Origin of the sequence: Mesorhizobium alhagi CCNWXJ12-2 (assembly GCF_000236565.1) — a bacterium.
Classification (GTDB): domain Bacteria; phylum Pseudomonadota; class Alphaproteobacteria; order Rhizobiales; family Rhizobiaceae; genus Allomesorhizobium; species Allomesorhizobium alhagi.
This window is the reverse complement of sequence record NZ_AHAM01000027.1, coordinates 48,240-64,391: the sequence shown is the minus strand read 5'-3', so window position 1 is coordinate 64,391 and position 16,152 is coordinate 48,240. Positions and strand designations below refer to the sequence as shown.

At 63.3% G+C, this 16,152-nt stretch carries 17 protein-coding genes; 10 read left to right on the top strand and 7 right to left on the bottom strand.

Going from position 1 to position 16,152, the window contains the following annotated elements; translation table 11 throughout:
* Position 1 precedes the first annotated feature (1 nt).
* The 3 genes from MAXJ12_RS03235 to MAXJ12_RS03225 are packed head-to-tail and all read right to left on the bottom strand — an operon-like array spanning position 2 to position 2,801.
* Entirely contained in the window at positions 2-718 is a 717-nt protein-coding gene (locus MAXJ12_RS03235) for a FadR/GntR family transcriptional regulator (RefSeq protein WP_008834327.1), read from the bottom strand.
* Entirely contained in the window at positions 715-1,890 is a 1,176-nt protein-coding gene (locus MAXJ12_RS03230) for a mandelate racemase/muconate lactonizing enzyme family protein (RefSeq protein WP_008834326.1), read from the bottom strand. The genes MAXJ12_RS03235 and MAXJ12_RS03230 overlap by 4 nt, the downstream gene beginning before the upstream one ends.
* A 23-nt stretch (positions 1,891-1,913) precedes the next feature.
* On the bottom strand, positions 1,914-2,801 hold the full coding sequence (locus MAXJ12_RS03225; protein ID WP_008834325.1) for a sugar phosphate isomerase/epimerase family protein: 888 nt from the start codon (positions 2,799-2,801) through the stop codon (positions 1,914-1,916).
* Between the two features lie 384 nt (positions 2,802-3,185).
* Between MAXJ12_RS03225 and MAXJ12_RS03220 the strand changes: the two genes are divergently transcribed.
* From MAXJ12_RS03220 to MAXJ12_RS03200, 5 genes are all read left to right on the top strand, one after another.
* The gene (locus MAXJ12_RS03220; protein WP_008834324.1) at positions 3,186-4,247 is read left to right on the top strand and encodes a sugar phosphate isomerase/epimerase family protein; all 1,062 of its coding nucleotides are present in this window, start codon (positions 3,186-3,188) and stop codon (positions 4,245-4,247) included.
* A gap of 166 nt (positions 4,248-4,413) precedes the next feature.
* Positions 4,414-5,586, top strand: a complete 1,173-nt coding sequence (locus tag MAXJ12_RS03215) for a Gfo/Idh/MocA family protein (RefSeq protein ID WP_008834323.1) — start codon at positions 4,414-4,416, stop codon at positions 5,584-5,586.
* Positions 5,587-5,721: 135 nt separating this feature from the next.
* A complete protein-coding gene (locus MAXJ12_RS03210; protein ID WP_008834322.1) occupies positions 5,722-6,036 on the top strand; it encodes an ArsR/SmtB family transcription factor in 315 nt (104 codons plus the stop codon).
* Complete coding sequence (locus MAXJ12_RS03205; protein ID WP_008834321.1) at positions 6,033-6,419, top strand: SRPBCC family protein; 387 nt, start codon at positions 6,033-6,035, stop codon at positions 6,417-6,419. Before MAXJ12_RS03210 ends, MAXJ12_RS03205 begins: the two co-directional genes overlap by 4 nt.
* 36 nt (positions 6,420-6,455) lie before the next feature.
* On the top strand, positions 6,456-7,073 hold the full coding sequence (locus tag MAXJ12_RS03200) for an ATP-dependent Clp protease proteolytic subunit (RefSeq protein WP_040584711.1): 618 nt from the start codon (positions 6,456-6,458) through the stop codon (positions 7,071-7,073).
* A gap of 3 nt (positions 7,074-7,076) precedes the next feature.
* Here the strand turns inward: MAXJ12_RS03200 and MAXJ12_RS03195 are convergent, their stop codons facing one another.
* Positions 7,077-8,666, bottom strand: coding sequence for a peptide chain release factor 3 (locus MAXJ12_RS03195; RefSeq protein ID WP_008834319.1), 1,590 nt, complete (start codon positions 8,664-8,666; stop codon positions 7,077-7,079).
* A gap of 85 nt (positions 8,667-8,751) precedes the next feature.
* Positions 8,752-9,855: a DNA alkylation repair protein gene (locus MAXJ12_RS03190; protein WP_008834318.1), complete on the bottom strand. Its 1,104-nt coding sequence runs from the start codon at positions 9,853-9,855 to the stop codon at positions 8,752-8,754.
* 234 nt (positions 9,856-10,089) lie between these two features.
* Here MAXJ12_RS03190 and dut point away from each other — a divergent pair, with 234 nt between their 5' ends.
* From dut to MAXJ12_RS03175, 3 genes are all read left to right on the top strand, one after another.
* Positions 10,090-10,563, top strand: a complete 474-nt coding sequence (gene dut / locus MAXJ12_RS03185; protein ID WP_008834316.1) for a dUTP diphosphatase — start codon at positions 10,090-10,092, stop codon at positions 10,561-10,563.
* A 121-nt stretch (positions 10,564-10,684) separates the two neighbouring features.
* The gene (locus tag MAXJ12_RS03180; protein WP_008834315.1) at positions 10,685-11,488 is read left to right on the top strand and encodes an isocitrate lyase/PEP mutase family protein; all 804 of its coding nucleotides are present in this window, start codon (positions 10,685-10,687) and stop codon (positions 11,486-11,488) included.
* A gap of 184 nt (positions 11,489-11,672) precedes the next feature.
* A complete protein-coding gene (locus MAXJ12_RS03175) occupies positions 11,673-12,674 on the top strand; it encodes a proline racemase family protein (protein WP_040584753.1) in 1,002 nt (333 codons plus the stop codon).
* A gap of 3 nt (positions 12,675-12,677) precedes the next feature.
* On the opposite strand, the gene MAXJ12_RS03170 is transcribed toward MAXJ12_RS03175, so the two are convergent.
* A complete protein-coding gene (locus tag MAXJ12_RS03170) occupies positions 12,678-13,421 on the bottom strand; it encodes a sulfate transporter family protein (protein ID WP_008834313.1) in 744 nt (247 codons plus the stop codon).
* 166 nt (positions 13,422-13,587) lie between these two features.
* On the opposite strand from MAXJ12_RS03170, the gene MAXJ12_RS03165 reads away from it, so the two are divergent.
* Both MAXJ12_RS03165 and MAXJ12_RS03160 read left to right on the top strand, forming a co-directional pair.
* Positions 13,588-14,580 carry an adenosine kinase gene (locus MAXJ12_RS03165; RefSeq protein ID WP_008834312.1) on the top strand — a complete coding sequence of 331 codons (993 nt, stop codon included), beginning with the start codon at positions 13,588-13,590 and terminating at the stop codon, positions 14,578-14,580.
* Positions 14,581-14,646: 66 nt separating this feature from the next.
* The gene (locus MAXJ12_RS03160) at positions 14,647-15,282 is read left to right on the top strand and encodes an HAD family hydrolase (RefSeq protein ID WP_008834311.1); all 636 of its coding nucleotides are present in this window, start codon (positions 14,647-14,649) and stop codon (positions 15,280-15,282) included.
* A gap of 36 nt (positions 15,283-15,318) precedes the next feature.
* Here MAXJ12_RS03160 and MAXJ12_RS03155 read toward each other — a convergent pair whose 3' ends face one another.
* Entirely contained in the window at positions 15,319-16,086 is a 768-nt protein-coding gene (locus MAXJ12_RS03155; RefSeq protein ID WP_008834310.1) for a class II aldolase and adducin N-terminal domain-containing protein, read from the bottom strand.
* Positions 16,087-16,152: the final 66 nt, after the last annotated feature.

The following is a 16,152-nucleotide window of genomic DNA, read 5'->3' as shown; positions in this document are numbered from 1 at the left end:
TTCAGGCAGGTTCCTTCGTCGGATCGGGCTGTTCCGCTCCCATGCCGCTGATCAGGCCCTTCCAGTAGCTCTCCGCGCCCTGCAGATGTGCGCTCATCAGCGCCTGAGCGAGATTGCCGTCGCGTTTGAGCAGCGCGTCGAAAATCTGCAGGTGCTCGGCATGCGATCTCTGCCCGCGCGCCGGGTCGTTGAAATAGATCGGTAGCCTCTGCTCGCCCATCACGTAGTAGACGCTGCAGACCTTGTGGAAGACGCTGTTCTTGGTGGCCCGCACGATCTCCAGGTGGAAGTCCCGGTCTTCCTTGGAGAGGCCCTCGCCTGCCGCGAGCCGCTCCTCGGAAGCGCGCAGGATCTCGCGCAGGCGCTCGTAATTCTCCTCCGTGGCCCTGCTGCAGGCGAGCTCCGCCGCCTTGATCTCGTGTATCTTGCGGAGTTCGACCGTCTCGTAGATCTGGATCGGGTCGAGCGGCACGCCGGCCTTGGCAAACAGCGCCATGGCTTCGACGCTGGCCTGTCGCGTGGTCAGGTAAATGCCGGACTTTGCGCGCCTTTCGACGATGCGCATGGCTTCCAGTATCGCCAGCGCCTCGCGGATCTGGCCGCGGCTCACCGAAAAATGGTCCGCGAGTTCCCGTTCCGACGGGGTGCGTCCGGTTTCGGAGTTCGAGCAGGAGAACAGGTAGGCGGCCAGTTCGGCGAGCAGGTTCTTGTCTTTCATTGTCGCGCGCTCTGTGCGTGGGCCTTCAGGAAACGTTCGGAGACCGTGAAGCCCAGGCCGGGAGAGTCCGGGATGGCGATCATACCGTCTTTGGCGCTGACCGTCTCCTCGACGAGGTCGTGGATCATCGGATTGGCCCCAACCGAGTATTCGACGGTGAAGCTGGCCGGCGACGCGGCGCAGACGTGCAGGCCGGCGAAGAAGCAGGGCGCTCCGGCCCACAGGTGCGGCGCCAGGCGCAGATTGAACGCGCTGGCGATCGTCCCGATCTTCATCGCCTCGCTTATGCCGCCGCAGAAAGCTGGATCGGGCTGGAAGATGTCCGCTGCTTTCAGGACGGCAAGGTCGCGGAATGCGTAGCGTGTCGCCTCGCTTTCGCCGACGGCGACGGGAACGCTGGATGCCGCTCGCACTTCCGCCATGCCGGTCTTGTCGTCGGCGATCACCGGCTCCTCGAACCAGGCGAGATTGCAGTCCGAGACCATTTGCGCGAAGCGTTTGGCGTCGGCGACCGTATAGGTGCCGTGGGCGTCAACCATCAGCTCGACTTCCGGCCCCAACGCGGCGCGCGCGGCGCGAACGCGGGCAGCGGACACGTACGGGGCGCCGTCCATCGCGCCGACACGCATCTTGACCGCCTTGAAGCCGCCCTCTTGGATATAGGATTTAAGCTGATCGCCGATCTTATCGACAGGCGCCCAGCCGCCCGACGCATAGGTCGGCATGCGGTCGAGTTTGCGGCCGCCGAGCAACTGCCAGACCGGCTGGCCGAGCGACTTGCCGAGAATGTCCCACAGAGCGATGTCGACCGCGCTGATCGCGGCGATCGACAAGCCGCGCCGGGCGAGTTGTGGCATTGCATGGCCCGACGCCGCCGCGGTTTCGTGGCGTACGCCGTTGTAGAGCATTTCCCAGATGACGCCGATATCGCCGGCGTGCAGGCCGACCAGCTGAGGCCCGACCTCATGGTTGAGCATGTGAACGAGCGCGCCATAGGAGCCGGCGCTGCCCGCGGCGTTCTTGCCCTCTCCCCATCCGACCAGCCCGTCATCGGTTTCGACACGCAGGATGGCGGCGTCGAACGTCCGCACCTGCCCGAAATCGCTGCGATGCTGACGACTTGCTTCGATGGGCACCCTGACCCACCAGGCTTGGACCTGTTTGATGCGCATCCGGATGCCGGGACCTTCGCCCCTTACCTGATCAGCGGCAGGATGGTTTCCGCCGTGATGCGCATCTGGTCGGTGTAGAACTTTTCCGTCAGCACGCTGGAGCCGTGGTCCTGGATGAACTTCAACTGCTCGGGCGAGATATCGACGGGATTGCGCTCGACCATATCCGGATAGCGGTTGGCCGGAGTGCGGTCGACCGGCGCGACGAATTCGTTGGTGAGCGCGCCGTCATAGCCGACGTCTTTCAGTACGCCGACGATTTTCTTCCAGTCGATCGTCCCTAGCCCGGCGGCGAAACGGTTGTTGTCGGCGATGTGGAAGTCGAACAATCGCTTGCCGGCCTTGCGGATGGCCTCCTCGACATCGAACTCCTCCATGTGAAGGTGGTATGCGTCGAGGCAGACGCCGCATTCAGGGCTGACCGCATCGGCCAGCGCCAACGCCTGTTCGCCACGGTTGAAGAGGTAGGTCTCGAACCGGTTGAGCGGCTCGATGGCTACCTTGACGCCGACCTTCTTGGCGTGAGCGAAGCATTCGCGGGTGGCGTCCACCACCCACGTCCATTCTTCTTCCTCGGTACCATCGGGCACCACTTTGCCAACGGTTGCGGGCACCAGCGTGATGATCTCGCCGTCCAGTTCGCGCACCATGGTCAGCACGTCCTTGACGTACTGCACCGAACGCTCGCGCTGGCCCTGATCCCTGGCGGCAAGGTTGCGCTCGCCGAGCATCAGCGTGACCGCGCCCCAGCAGCGTATGCCGTGTTCCTTCAAGAGCTTGCGCGTCTCGGCCGGCTTGTACTGTTCAGGCTCGCCGGAAATCTCGATCGACTCGTAACCGAACTTCTTGATCCGCTTGAGGGTCACTTCCAGCGGTTCGGCCCGCATCCAGTTATGCGTCGAAAGGTGCATGGTACTCTCTCCCAGAAATTCGCCTGCATTGCTTCACCATGCGGTGAAGGCATGATTTCCTCCCCGAACGGCACGCCAGCCGATCAGACGAACTGGTTCTACCAATTGGGTATAGAGCGATATCTAACGTATTTCGAATGCTGCCGCAAGGCGAGCCTAGACGGGCTACTTGCCTATGGTCAAGTAGCGGAAAATAAAGGAAAATAATGGAACCGTGCCTATCTCGTCGGCGCCATCTCCCAAGAATAGCTGGCTTGACCGGCTCGCAGGATTTGGTATTACCAGAAGGTAATCGAGAACGCATTTGATCTCATTGTTGCGAATGACCCGGCCTGTTGCGGGCCGTCAAGGAAATTTGCTGGCTTGATTGGAAGGGAACAACGCATGGCGGCGACTATGAAGGGTCCGGGGATATTTCTGGCGCAATTCGCGGGTGACGCGGCTCCTTTCAATTCGCTGAAGAGCATAGCCGAATGGGCCGCAGGGCTGGGCTACAAGGGCGTCCAGATCCCGACCTGGGACGGCCGCCTTTTCGACCTCAAAAAAGCGGCCGGTTCTAAGGATTATTGCGACGAGGTGAAGGGCGTGTGCGCCGAGGCCGGCGTCGAAATCACCGAACTGTCGACGCATCTCCAGGGCCAGCTCGTGGCGGTGCATCCGGCTTATGACAGCCAGTTTGACGGCTTCGCTCCCGCCGAGGTGCATGGCAATCCCAAGGCGCGCCAGCAATGGGCGGTCGAGCAGATGATGTTCGGGGCGAAGGCTTCGAAGAATCTCGGCCTCAAGGCGTCGGTGTCGTTTACCGGCGCGCTCGCCTTCCCCTATCTCTACCCTTGGCCGCAGCGCCCGGCAGGCCTGATCGAGGAGGCGTTCGCCGAGCTAGGCAAGCGCTGGAAGCCGATCCTCGATGCCTATGACGATGCCGGCGTCGATGTCGGCTACGAGATTCATCCCGGCGAGGATGTGTTCGATGGCGCGACTTTCGAGATGTTCCTCGACGCGGTTGGCGGTCACAAGCGCTGCAACATCAACTACGATCCCTCGCATTTCCTGCTGCAGCAGCTCGACTATCTTGCTTTCATCGACATCTATCACGAACGCATAAAAGCCTTCCACGTCAAGGATGCCGAGTTCAACCCAGACGGACGGCAGGGTGTCTATTCGGGGTATCAGGGCTGGGTCAACCGCGCCGCCCGTTTCCGCTCGCTCGGCGACGGACAGGTGGATTTCAACGGCATTTTCTCAAAACTCGCGCAGTACGACTACGACAGCTGGGCAGTGCTCGAATGGGAATGCTGCCTGAAGCATCCGGAGGACGGCGCGGCCGAAGGAGCGCCCTTCATCCAGCATCATATCATCCGGGTGACGGAAAGGGCATTCGACGACTTCGCCGGCGCAAAGCCGGACCGGGCGGCGCTGCGAAAGGTAATGGGCATCGAGGGCTAGCGAGGGGGCGCTGGGCGGCGGATGAGGAGGTTAGCCGGGGGGCGCCTCCTCATCCAGCCACCGGATCGGGGATTCTTCCGAGGAAAATCGATTGCGGCAGGCTGCGACTTTTGGCCGAGGCGGCCGGGAATAAGAAGCAGCGGACAGTTTATTGAGAGGGAACATTATGGTCGGCGCATCCAAGACTGAAACCGCATCCGGACCGATCCGCTACGGCATGGTCGGCGGCGGGCAAGGCGCCTTCATCGGCGCGGTGCACCGCATCGCGGCGAGGATGGACGGCGAGTTCCAGCTCGTGGCCGGCGCGCTGTCGTCAGACCCGGAACGCGCCAGGGCGTCAGGCGCTGAGATCGGCCTCGATCCGGCGCGCAACTATGCCTCGTTCCAGGAAATGGCGAAGGCCGAGGCGAAACGGCCGGATGGCATCGAGGCCGTCGCGATCGTCACGCCAAACCATGTCCACTATCCGGCTGCGAAGGCCTTCCTCGAAGCCGGCATCCATGTGGTCTGCGACAAGCCGCTGACATCTACCCTGGCCGATGCGAAGAAGCTTGCGGCACTGGTGGAAAAGACCGGCAAGGTGTTCGTGCTGACACATAACTACACCGCTTATCCGATGGTGCGGCAAGCGCGCGAGATGGTCCAGAAAGGGCTGCTCGGCGAAATCCGCGTCGTCCAGGCGGAATATCCGCAGGACTGGCTGACCGAGGATCTGGCCGCGACCGGCCAGAAGCAGGCGGCGTGGCGCTCTGATCCGAAGCAGTCCGGCGCCGGCGGGGCCACCGGCGACATCGGCACCCACGCCTACAATCTCGCGCGCTTCGTCACCGGACTCGAACTCGACAGTCTGTCGGCCGATCTCGACGCCTTCGTGCCGGGACGCCAGCTCGACGACAACGCCCATGTCATGCTGCGCTTCGCTTCCGGAGCCAAGGGCATGATCTGGGCGAGCCAGGTCGCGCCGGGTCATGAAAACGGGCTGAAGCTTCGCGTCTACGGGACCAAGGGCGGCATCGAATGGGTGCAGGCCGACCCGAACTATCTCTGGTACACGCCGTTCGGTCAGCCCAAGCAACTGATTACCCGCGCCGGCGCCGGGGCAAGCCCGGCTGCCGCCCGGGTCAGCCGCGTCCCGTCCGGCCATCCGGAAGGCTATCTCGAAGGCTTCGCCAATATCTATGCGGAAGCGGCCAGGGCCATTCGCGCCGCGCGCAAGAAGAACGGCAAGCCGCCCCGCGACGTGATTTTCCCGACCGTGCAGGACGGCGTCGAAGGCGTGGCATTCGTCGAGGCCTGCGTCAGGTCATCGAAGAAGAATGCGGCCTGGACAAAACTTTAGCGGATTACAAGTTCCACAGGGGTGGGGCGGGCGAACGGGGGCAGGAGCGATCCTGCTCCCGTTTGTTTTGGCCGTTGCCCACGTGGGCAAAAATATTGACTTGCCTAACCGATAAGTAAATGCTTATCTGTTGGCATGAGCGAGACAGACATTTTTCGAGCATTGGCTGATCCGACGCGCCGCGCGGTGCTGGAGCGGCTCGCCGGCGGCGAACTCAACGCCACTGAAATCCGCGTCGGACTGGACATGTCGCAGCCGGCCGTATCGCAGCATCTTGCCGTGCTGCGCCAGGCGGGGCTGATCAGCGAAGAGCGCAGCGGCCGCAACGTTCGTTACCGCATCCGCGCCGCCGGCCTGTCGCCGCTGCACGACTGGCTTGGGCGCCACCGCGCCTTCTGGCCGGAGCGTATCGACAGGCTGAAGACGCTGCTCAAGGAGATGGACCAATGACGCCTCCGCCGAAGCCGGATGAAGCCGTGACATTCGAATGCGAACTCGACGCCTCGCCTGAAAAGGTCTGGCGGGCGCTGACCGTGCCCGAGCTTCTGGCGGAATGGTTGCCCACCAGCGGCTCGACTGAGGATAGCGAGCCAGATGCCGTCCGCTTTTCCGAGATCGAGACGATCGAATCTAGGCCGCACGAAATGCTCCGCTATGGCCTGCGCGAAGACGGCGCCGAAGCCGGACTGGAGGACAGCACCGTCACCTTCGAACTGTGGCCGACCGCAAATGGCGGTACCTGGCTTAGGCTGGTGCATGTTGCGGCAGAGGCCCGTCCGCGTATTCGCGCCCCTGCCGCCAATGGCAATGTGCTGATGCGCGCCGCCGCCTAACCAACGATCAATCGCTATCTCGAAAGGAACTCGCGCATGCGCGACATGATGAATCTCGTCCCTATGGTCGTCGAGCAATCGAACCGCGGCGAACGCTCCTTCGACATATTCTCGCGGCTCCTGCGCGAGCGCATCGTCTTCGTGACCGGTACGGTCGAGGACGGTATGGCGTCGCTGATCTGCGCCCAGCTTCTGTTCCTGGAATCGGAGAACCCCAAGAAGCAGATCTCCATGTATATCAATTCGCCGGGCGGCGTCGTCACCAGTGGACTGGCGATCTACGACACCATGCAGTTCATCTCGAGCCCGGTCGCGACGCTGTGCATGGGTACCGCTCGGTCCATGGGCGCGTTCTTGCTGATGGCCGGAGAACCCGGCCTGCGCTCGGCGCTGCCCAATTCGAGCATATTGGTTCACCAGCCTTCAGGTGGGTTTCAGGGGCAAGCCTCGGATATCGAGCGCCACGCCGAAGACGTCGTCAAAACCAAGCGCCGGCTGAATGAGCACTATGCCAAACACTGCGGCAGGAGCTACGACGAGGTCGAACGCAAGCTCGACCGCGACCACTTCATGACCGCCGAGGAGGCGAGGGAATGGGGCATCGTCGACCAGATTCACATCAGCCGCGACGTGCCTGTACTGCCGGCCTTCTGAGCCTTACGCCGCCTCGCGAACCTGATAGTCCTTCACGGCGGTGAAGCGGATCGCCTTCCAGCGCTCCGCTTCATAGTTCAGCGAAAACGCGTGCTGCGCCAGGAAGACCGGGTCGTCGTCGAGGTCACGGGCGATGTCGCCGCGATGCGCTTCGATGAAGCGGTTAAGCTCGGCCGAGCTGTCAGCTGCGATCCAGCGGCAGATCGAAAAGCGAGACATCTCGAAGTCTACCGGAAGCTGGTATTCAATCTTGAGCCGCTCCTTCAGCACGTCAAGCTGCAGCGCGCCGACAACGCCGACAATCGCCGGTGAACCGTCCTCCGGCGAAAACAATTGCACTACGCCTTCCTCGGCCATCTGGTGCAGCGCCTCCTTCAGTTTCTTGGCCTTCATGGCGTCGCCGAGGCGAACGCGGCGCAGTATCTCCGGCGCGAAATTCGGCACACCGCGGAAAAGGATATCCTCGCCCTCAGTCAGCGTGTCACCGATGCGAAGCGTTCCATGGTTGGGAATGCCGACCACGTCGCCGGCATAGGCCTCGTCGGCGGTGACGCGGGTGCGGGCGAAGAAGAATTGCGGCGCCGAAAGGCTCATCGGCTTGCCGGTGCGCACCAGCTTCGCCTTCATGCCGCGCTCGAGCTTGCCCGAGCAGACGCGAACGAAGGCGATGCGGTCGCGGTGGTTGGGATCCATATTGGCCTGGATCTTGAAGACAAAGGCCGACATGTCCTTTTCGGTCGCCTCGACCTTGCGGGTGTCGGCTTCCTGCGCGCGTGGCGCGGGGCCGTAGTCCGCCAGCGCCTCGATCAGGTCACGTACGCCGTAATTGCGCAGCGCAGAGCCGAAATAGACCGGCGTCAGATTGCCTTCGCGGAAAGCGTCATTGTCGAACGGTCGGCATGCCCCGCGGGCAAGCTCCAGCTCCTCGATAAAGGCCTCGCGTTCATTGTCCGGCAGCAGGCCGGCAACCCGGTTGGAATCCGGACCGTTGACCGGCGTGCGCTCCTTCTCCGCGTCACCGCGGCGCACGGCGTTCTGCGCCAGGTGGTAGGTACCCGAAAACGTCTTGCCGCGGCCGATCGGCCAGGTGATGGGGGCGGTGTCGAGCGCCAGCTTTTGCTCGATCTCGTCGAGGATTTCGAACGGGTCACGGCTTTCGCGGTCCATCTTGTTGACGAAGGTGACGATCGGGATATCGCGCAGCCGGCAGACCTCGAACAGCTTCAGCGTGCGCGGCTCGATGCCTTTGGCGGCGTCGATCACCATGACGGCGCTGTCGACCGCCGAAAGCGTGCGGTAGGTGTCGTCGGCGAAATCCTCGTGGCCGGGCGTGTCGAGGAGGTTGAAGACCGTGTCGTCGTACTCGAAGGTCATCACCGAAGTGACCACCGAGATGCCGCGTTCCCGCTCGATCTTCATCCAGTCGGAGCGCGTCTGGATGCGGTCCTTCTTTGCCTTCACCTCGCCGGCAAGCTGGATGGCGCCGCCGAACAGCAGCAGCTTTTCGGTCAGCGTCGTCTTGCCTGCGTCGGGGTGCGCGATGATCGCGAAGGTGCGGCGGCGCGCTACCGCCTGCTTGATGTCTTCAGCCATGTCAGGATTCCGGTGGATGGCCGGCTATATAGCCATCCGCATCATCCATGTCGAGGAACGCCGCTGTCGCCATTGACGTCGCTTGCTAGATCGCCAGATCGAAGCCAGTCTCCGCCACGACATCACCGTTGACCACCAACTCGACGCGGTGGAAGCCGGCATTGTGCTTGCGTGTGGTGAAATCCTTGACAGTCTGGCTGATCGCGAGTTCGCACTCCCGGCCCGGCGGAAGCTCCGTCTCCTTGAGCTTGAACACTTTTCGCGAGATGCCGTTCTTCTTGTGGTAGTGGACGGCATAGTCGATGACGAGCCGCTGCGCGGTGTTCGACGTCGATCGCAGTTTTGCGCGGGCCGTGATCCGCTCGCCGAGTTTTATCCTTGCCGGCTCCACGGCAAAGACCTCGACCCTGATCTCGGCCTTTCCCGTCGTGCCGATCAGCGCGAGCGCGCGGCTGTCGCCTCTCTTGATCAGCGTGCGCAGCGCGCGCTTCACGATCCAGGCCGTGTGCCTGTCTGCGAGATCCCATGCGGATACGCGCTCGACGAGGAGTTCCGGATGGTCCTTGCCGATATCGTTCAGGTGGTTGGCGACGGACTTGCGCACATAGAGGCTCAGATCGGCCTTCAGCCGTTCGAGGATGGGGCCGGTGGGAGAAGGGTCAGCGACGAGGTTCTTCAACTGAAACGACCAGGGAAGGCGAGGCCGCGAACCCTCGCTGGCAAGCCGGCGGACGTGTTCGTTCTCGTCCTCCGCCCAATCCCGCATTGCCGTGATCGTGCGGTCAAAATCGGCGACGAGAAAATGCCGGATAGCGAATTCCGACGAACCGAAGCGCGTGAAGAAGTTCAACGCGCCGAGCGACTGATCGAAATGTTTTTGTCCGTAGAGAGCGACGAACTCCGAGAGGGTTATCGCCGCAAAACTGTGGCCGATGCGCGGAGCGAGTTCTTTCAGGATCGGCAGCGCTTCCGGAAAATCATGCGGCAGTGTCTCGTGCAGGCTGACGGCCGTCTGGCGCATCCGCTGCATGATGCCCAACTCATCGAGCCCGGCCGTCGCCAGCTTCAAGAAGCGCTCGCCGTCGAAGCGCGGCCAGACGGCCGAGGTTTCCTTTGCGATGTGGCGGAGCCTCTCGCGGTTGAAAATCTCCTTCAGCGCCGGAGCGGCCTCTGCCGAATCTGCCATCATCGCCTCGTCCTCGTGAACGGAAGCTACACGCTCCTGCTGACAAAGACTGTCAGGAGAATGAGTGCCGAGCAGAAAAAATGTTTGGGCTTGGGTCGCCGCCTTCTCCGCCTCCGCGGGATGTTCGGCCTTGCCACGGAAGACGATGAAGGAGACGAAGGTGGCGCGGTGGAAATTCGCCGATCGGATCGTCGGGCCGGTTGACGTGGCGGCGTCGCGGCACGATAGAACCGCATTATGAAAAGCCCGGACCGAAAACGACCAAAGCTAGCCATCGTCCGCCTGCCGCACGGCGAAGATCTGCCGCTGCCGGCCTATGAGACCGCCGGTGCGGCCGGAATGGATTTGCGAGCGGCGGTGCCGGAAGACCGGCCACTGCTTATCCTGCCCGGCAGGCGCGCGCTGGCGCCGACCGGGCTCGTCTTTGAAATTCCCGACGGTTTCGAGGGGCAGGTACGTCCGCGCTCCGGCCTTGCTTTCAAGCATGGCATCACCTGCCTCAATACGCCCGGCACAATCGACAGCGACTATCGCGGCGAGATCATGGTGCTGCTGATCAATCACGGCGACGAGGCCTTTGCGGTCACTCGCGGCATGCGCATTGCCCAGATCGTCTTCGCCCCCGTGACCCGGCTCGAGACGGAGGAGCGCGGCCTTGCCGGCGCAACAACGCGCGGCGCCGGCGGCTTCGGTTCTACGGGGACGGCCTGACGCCCGGCCATCAGTCGGCGGCAGATGTCAGGAGTGATCCGGCTCCCGCCGATTCCGGCTTTGCGCGGTGGCTGCGTCGGCACTACCGTCCCGCCTGACTCGGCCAATCGGAGGTACGACCATGGACAAGGGCGCCACATTCAGACAGCTGCACAACAGTGCGTTCGTCATTCCCAACCCTTGGGACATCGGTACGGCGAAATTCCTGGCATCGCTGGGGTTCAAGGCGTTGGCGACCACGAGCGCGGGCTATGCCTTCTCGCGCGGCCTGCCGGACGGCGGAGTCGGTTTCGAGGCGATGATCGACCATTGCCGGGAACTGGTGGCGGCGACCGATCTGCCGGTATCGGCCGATCTGGAAAACGGCAAGGGCGACAGCCCGGAAAGCGCTGCCGAAACGATCTTCGCGGCCGAAGCGGCGGGATTGGCTGGATGTTCGATCGAGGATTATTCTGGCGATCCCGGCAAGCTCTACGAGTTTTCGCAGGCGGTCGAGCGGGTCACGGCAGCGGTCGAAGCGGCTCGATCGCTCAAGCGCGATTTCGTGTTCACCGCGCGCGCCGAGAATTTCCTCCGGAACCGCCCGGACATAGACGACACGATCAGGCGGCTGCAGGCATTCGAGAAAGCCGGCGCCGACGTGCTCTACGCCCCCGGCATCGGCGACATCGAAACCATTCGGACCGTCTGCTCGGCCGTCGGCAAGCCGGTCAATGTGCTGGCCACACCGAATTTCACCGTGAAGATGCTGGCTGAAGTCGGCGCCCGGCGCATATCGCTCGGCTCGAAACTGACGACAGTCGCCTTCGGCGCGCTGGAGAAGGCGGCGCGGGAAATGCTCGACGCCGGAAGCTTCGAATTTTCGAAGCAGGGCGTCGCGTTCGGCGACCTCCAGGCGCTGTTTTCCAAGCGTGACAAAAACTGACGGGATTCGTGAACGAAATCGCTTCGTCCGCGTTTTGCATGACGCCAGGGCGAGGGCGGCGACATCGGGTTCGGCCGCCGAGTTGCGGATCATTCTCGCGGCTGGACGAGGCGGCGCAGGCGCTCGAAAGAGCTGCCGCGCCGCTTTCGCTTGACAATCGGCGTTGCCGCTTCATGCATGCGGCATGAAAAAACTGACCGTCGTCGACATGCATACCGGGGGCGAACCGCTGAGGATCGTCACCGGCGGCTATCCGCCGATCCCGAGCGGCACGATTCTCGAAAAGCGTGCCTACGTGCGCGACAATCTCGACCATCTGCGGAAAATCCTGATCTTCGAGCCTCGCGGCCACTACGACATGTACGGCGCGCTGCTGGTCGAGCCGGACCTGCCGGGCGCCGATCTGGCTGTTCTGTTCATGCACAATGAGGGCTATTCCACCATGTGCGGCCACGCCATCATCGCGCTCGGCCGCTACGCCGTCGACCAGGGCCTTGTCGCTGCCCGCGAGCCGGTCACCACAGTCAATGTCGAGTGTCCGTGCGGCATGGTCGTGGCATCGGTAGAGGTGAAGGACGGCAGGGCGGGCGCCGTGTCGTTCGAAAGCGTGCCGGCATTTCTGGTCGCACAAGACCGGTCCGCGAATCTGCAAGGCTTTGGGGAGATCGTGTTCGACATCGCCTATGGCGGCGCGTTCTATGCGCTCGCAGATTGCCGGCAGTTCGGCCTGGAATTCGGCCGCAACCGCATCCGCGATTTCGTCGATGCGGCGACTGCACTGACGGAGAAGCTGAAGGCCGAATTCCCGCTGTCGCACCCCGATCACGACGACCTTGCCTTCCTCTACGGGACGATCCTGACAGATGGCGGAGACGGCTCAGGCGGCCGCGCGACCAAAAATGTCTGCGTCTTTGCCGAGGCCGAGGTTGATCGTTCGCCGACCGGCTCGGGCGTGACCGCCCGCCTTGCTGCCATGCATGCCAAGGGGGAAATCGCCATCGGCGAGACGCGGATTTTCGAAAGCATCGTCGGTTCGCAATTTACCGGGGCGGTCGTTCGCACGACCAAGGCAGGCCCGCTCGACGCGATCGTCGCCCGGGTCGGCGGCCGGGCGTTCTACTCCGGAAAGGCGGAATTCAGCGTCGAGGACGACGATGTTTTGGGGCGCGGCTTCCTGCTCCGCTGAATTTCAGGTGGCGCGCCGGACAGAAGCGGAGGCGGGTTTGGGAAACTCCGGATCGCCGGCCGACACCATCTTGTGGAGATGCACCATCATCGCCGCCGCGAAGAGCGGCGTCAAAAGGTTGAGCAGCGGCACGGCCAGGAATGCCGCTATGACCAGCCCGGCCAGGAACACCGTTCCAGCGTGGCGGCGGCGCAGCGCCTTGGCTTCGGCTTCCGGGCGAAAGCGCATGGCGGCGAATTCGAAGAATTCGCGCCCGAGCAGATAGCCGTTGACGACGAAGAACGCGCCGATGTTGACGCCGGGGACAAGCAGCAGGAGCAGCGCGACAAGATTGCCGAGAACGACTATGCTGAAGAATTTCAGCGACATGATGATCGCCGGAATGACCGGCATTGCGCGGCCGGGAGGGTCGGCCGGGTAGTCGCTTTGCTCGACGACGGCCGCGACATCGTCGAGGAACAGGCCGGCGATGACAGCCGTCACAGGTGCGACCAGCAGCGCGAGCCCCAGCGCCAGCCCTATGCCGGCCAGAATGGCTGCAATCAGTCCGAGCCAGCCCGCCCAGTCCGGAAAGCCGGGCAGCAGCATGTCGATCCACGGCAGGGCCAGCCAGTCGAAGAGTTCCTTCAGCCCGAACCACAGCGCGACAAGGACGAGAAGCGTCAGGCCGAGGGTCTTGAAGAAAACCGATCGGAATTCGGCGCTGAATAGCCGGCTGAAAGCAGCGCGGGCGGCGTCAATGATCATGTTCCGGGCCTCTCCATTCGAGCTGAAATAGGCGCAGGGCCCGCCGCCCGCAAGAATTCACGCAGCCCGCCGTCGAAAGAGGTTCCACTTTAAAGGGTCATGCGCTAGACCCGCCCGCGGCCAGCGTGCCAGATGCCGGGAGCGCCGGCCAATCGCGGAGACCTTGATGAGCCAGTATGACGTTCTTTGCATCGGCAACGCCATTGTCGACATTATCGCCCAGTGCGACGAAGCATTCCTGACCGAGAACGGCATCATAAAAGGCGCCATGAACCTGATCGACATGGAGCGCGCCGGCCTGCTCTACGGCCGCATGGGGCCCGCCATCGAGGCGTCGGGCGGCAGCGCCGGCAACACCGCTGCCGGCGTGGCGAGCTTCGGCGGACGTGCCGCCTTCTTCGGCAAGGTCTCCAGGGACCCGCTCGGCGACATCTACTATCACGACATCCGCGCCCAGGGCGTGGCCTTCGACACCAAGCCGCTCGATGGGGAACCGCCGACGGCGCGGTCCATGATTTTCGTCACGCCCGACGGCGAGCGCTCGATGAACACCTATCTGGGCGCCTGCGTCGAACTGGGGCCGGAGGATGTCGAGGCCGACAAGGCGACGGGCGCCAAGGTCACTTACTTCGAGGGCTATCTTTGGGATCCGCCCCGCGCCAAGGAAGCGATCCGGCTTACGGCTTCGCATGCTCATGCGGCCGGCCGCGAAGTGTCGATGACGTTGTCGGATCCGTTCTGCGTCGACCGCTACCGCGGCGAATTTCTGGACCTGATGCGCTCGGGCACGGTCGACATCGTCTTCGCCAACAGCCACGAAATCAAATCGCTCTACCAGACCGCGTCCTTCGAGGCCGCACTTGCCGCGATCCGCAAGGACTGCAAGATCGCCGCAGTGACCCGTTCGGAAGAGGGCTCGATCATCGTGCGCGGCGACGAGACCGTCCTGATCGACGCGATCGGCATCGACCAGCTGGTCGACACCACCGGCGCCGGCGATCTCTACGCGGCGGGCTTCCTGCATGGCTACACCAACGGCCGCAGCCTTAAGGAATGCGGCGACTTAGGTTCCCTCGCGGCGGGCCTGGTCATCCAGCAGGTCGGCCCGCGGCCGCGGCAGAACCTGCGCGAGGAGGCGCAAAAGGTCGGACTTGTCTAGGCTTCGGCCATTCCCGGTTTATCTACCTCGCCAAACCTTCTAAAAATCGCCGAAAAGACGAAATGCATGAAGCCGAAGGCGGTCTACTGGGATATGGACGGCACGCTGATCGACAGCGAGCCACTGCACGAGCAGGCGCTGATCGCGGTGCTGACGAGCCTCGGCATCACGCCGCCGGCCGATCTGCATGACCGTGTGGTCGGTATCGCGGCGCGGCCAGTCTACGACATGATGCGGGAGGAGTTCGGGCTCGACCTGCCGTTCGACGACTGGATTCTGCGCAAGTATGTCTACTACATGGAGCACGCGGCCCAACTGAAGCCGCGTCCCGGCGCGATCGAGATATTCCGCGACCTGAAAGCGCTCGGCGTGGCCCAGGCCATAGTGTCGAATTCCGACCGGCTGATCGTCGAGATCAACCTGCGCGCGATCGGAATCGATGCGCCGGGCATCAAGACCGTGACCCGCAACGACGTGCGCGCCGGCAAGCCGGACCCGGAGCCGTTCCTGCGCGCCGCCTATCTGACGGGCGTCGAGCCGGCTGAAAGCTGCGTCATCGAAGACAGCCCGACGGGCGCAACGGCGGGCGTTGCCGCCGGTATGAGGACGCTGTTCTGGCCGCAGCAGACGATGACCGGACCCGAAGGCGCCGTCCGCATGGGCAGCCTCGAGGCGCTGCGGGAATACCTCGAGCTCGACTGACGAGTTGCCGGCCTGTTCGCCGGGCGGGAATGGTGGTCAATTGCGGTAAACGGGTTCCTGCTCGTCCAGGATAGCCTTCAGCTCCGACAGATGCCGTTCCGCCTGGCCGGGATAATCATCCATCTCGCTTGCGGTCTTTTCGGCGATCTCGTCCGACAGCACGCGCAGCGGTTGGCCGGTCCACAGCGCCTTGATGTAGGTCTCGCAGGCGCGCTCGAAATAATAGAGCCGGTTGAAGGCGTCGGCCACGGTGTCGCCGATGACCATCACGCCGTGATTGCCCATGACCATCACCTTGATTTTCGGATCGGCCAGGAGTTTCGAGCAGCGTTCGCCCTCTTCCTCGAAGGCGAGTCCGCCATAATGGCCGTCGACGACATGGCGGTTGAAGAACATCGCCGAATTCTGCTCGACGGGGGGCAGGCGCGAATCGGCGAGCGAGGCCAGCACCGTGGCGTGGATGGAATGGACATGCATGACGCAGCGCGCATGACGGCAATTGCGGTGGACCGCGCCGTGCAGGCCCCAGGCGGTCGGATCGGGCGCATTCGGTCCGCTCATCGTCTCCGGGTCGTTGGCGTCGATCAGAAGCAGATCGCTCGCCTTGATCCGCGAAAAATGCACCTGGTTCGGGTTCATCAGGAATCGCGAGCCGTCTTCATTGACGGCCAGCGAGAAATGATTGGCTACCGCCTCGTGCATGTTCAGCCTCGCCGTCCAGCGGAAGGCGCAGGCGAGATCGACGCGCTCTTCGTAGAAGGGCAGATTGGTGCGCGGCTCGTGCTGCAGGCGGGCGATGGTCATGGCTTAATCCTCATTCCCGCAAATGATGCCGCCCAGGGGCGCCAGCGGCAACCGCATTCGCCATGA